The 1,854-nt window shown below is 74.1% G+C and carries 4 protein-coding genes; all 4 read left to right on the top strand.

Annotation, left to right across the window (positions count from 1 at the left end; all coding sequences use genetic code 11):
* Positions 1-187: hypothetical protein (locus tag AAHH18_RS18225; protein ID WP_343302596.1), on the top strand; the 187-nt coding region annotated here is incomplete at its 5' end.
* Positions 188-204: 17 nt separating this feature from the next.
* Positions 205-624 carry a hypothetical protein gene (locus tag AAHH18_RS18220; protein WP_343302595.1) on the top strand — a complete coding sequence of 140 codons (420 nt, stop codon included), beginning with the start codon at positions 205-207 and terminating at the stop codon, positions 622-624.
* Entirely contained in the window at positions 621-884 is a 264-nt protein-coding gene (locus tag AAHH18_RS18215; RefSeq protein ID WP_343302594.1) for a hypothetical protein, read from the top strand. The genes AAHH18_RS18220 and AAHH18_RS18215 overlap by 4 nt, the downstream gene beginning before the upstream one ends.
* Before the next feature lie 16 nt (positions 885-900).
* Positions 901-1,650 carry a M15 family metallopeptidase gene (locus tag AAHH18_RS18210; RefSeq protein ID WP_343302593.1) on the top strand — a complete coding sequence of 250 codons (750 nt, stop codon included), beginning with the start codon at positions 901-903 and terminating at the stop codon, positions 1,648-1,650.
* Positions 1,651-1,854 lie beyond the last annotated feature (204 nt).

Below are 1,854 nucleotides of genomic sequence, written 5' to 3'. Positions count from 1 at the left end.
CTACATCACCCTGCCGGTCACGACCGGGGCCTCGGTCGCCCTGTCGTCGGGCACACCCGCTCACACCGCCCGCCTGTCAGGGGTGTCGGGGACCGTCACCGCCGCCGTGCAACTGCGCGCCTCACACCCGCCCGCCTACACGTCCACGTCCGTCGCCATCGCCGCGACCGTCATGGCCACCCGCTGACCCCGACCGGAGACCCCATGCCCGACCGCATCATCCGCCGCCTGAACGGCCCGAGAGGCTCGGTGCTCCTGTGCTGGGCGCTTCTGTCCGCGGTCATCGCGGTGTCGTGCTTGCCGCCGGCCACCGCCGACGCGCTCCCGTGGGGGCTGCAGGCGCTCGCGACCGTCGTCCCGCTGTGGGTGTACGCCGCGCTGTGGGCGTGCGCGGGCCTGGCGGCGCTCGCGGGCGCGTTCCGGCGCCGGGACCGCTCGGTGCGCCGCGGCTGGGACGTGGCCGGGTTCGCGGCCGTCGCCGGCCTGTGCTGCGGGTGGGGCCTGCTCTACGGCATCGGGTGGCTCGCCCAGCCCGGCGCGAACCGGCAGTGGATCCTGGCCGGAGCGTTCCTCGCCGTCGCCGGCGCGGTCGGCAACACCTCGCGCATGAGGAACCCCGCGTGAGGGCCGCCACCGAGGCCGGGCTCTACATCCCGCTCGGTGTCGTGACCGCCGCCGTGACCACGATCGGAGTCGTCCTGGCCGCCGCCCTCACCGCCGTGCTGGCCCGCCGATCGCACCGCGAGGACACCGTCCGCGACGAGGTCCGCCGCCTGAGCCGCGAGGTCCGGCTGCTGTCCGACTACGTCCTGGTCCTCCGCGACCGGCTCGACGAGGCCGGCGAGGACGTCCCGCCCTGGCCCGACGCCCTGACACGGGCATGACCCGAGGAGGCTCCACGTGCCCGTCACGATGAACGGCGCCGAGCGGATCGACGTCGACGACGCGCGCCTGACGACGATCACCGCCGGCGGCCGCTCGACGAAGGTCCGCGCCGGCGACGCCGCGACGATCCTGGCCTACGTCGGCCAGCAGTTCCACGAGCGCGTCGAGCCGCTGCAGACGTTCCACGGGTGGCGCTCGCTGGCCGTCAACACCGCGTCGGGCGGCATCGGGAACTCCAACCACCTGTCAGGCACCGCGGTCGACTGCAACGGCGGCCGCCACCCCCGCTACCGCACCGGGACGTTCACCCGCGAGCAGGTCGGTGCGCTGCGCGCGATCGTCGCCGACGTCAACGCCGCCGCCGGCGAGACGGTCCTGCGCTGGGGCGGGGACTGGGGCTCCCAAGTCGACGAGATGCACCTCGAGCTCGTCGGCAGCCCGGCCGCGTGGGCGCGCGCGGCCGCATCAATCCGCCGCACCGCACCGGTGTCGAACCCGGGCCACACCACCACCCCGACCCCCGGCGGCGTGCAGGTCGCGCCGCCCGACCCGATCCACCCCATCGAGGAGGACGACCGCATGCTCACCCTCGCCAGGCTCAAGGGCACCAAGGGCGTCTACATCGGCGACGGCGTCACCCGCCGCCTGGTGAAGACCAACCAGGAGCTCAAGGACATCAAGTGGCAGATGGACCACGGCATCCTGCGGGGCAAGCCCGAGGTGCTCGTGGTCGACCGCATCGACTGGCTCGGCCAGAAGGTCTGAGGAGGACCCCCCTGAAGCACCTCGCTATCACCACCAACGCCGCCCCGTCGCTCGGCGCCTACGGCGCGTCCCTGCTGCGCTCTGACGTCGTCACGAGCCTCCTGGTCGCGGCGGCGATCGCCGCCTGGTATGCGGTCGCCCGCTGGATCGAGCCGCACCTGCCCGACTGGCTCACGCGGCTCATCCTCGGCTCCGCGGCCGCCC

Origin of the sequence: Cellulomonas olei (genome assembly GCF_039548315.1) — a bacterium.
Lineage (GTDB): Bacteria > Actinomycetota > Actinomycetes > Actinomycetales > Cellulomonadaceae > Cellulomonas.
This window is presented reverse-complemented; position numbering and strand designations above follow the sequence as displayed.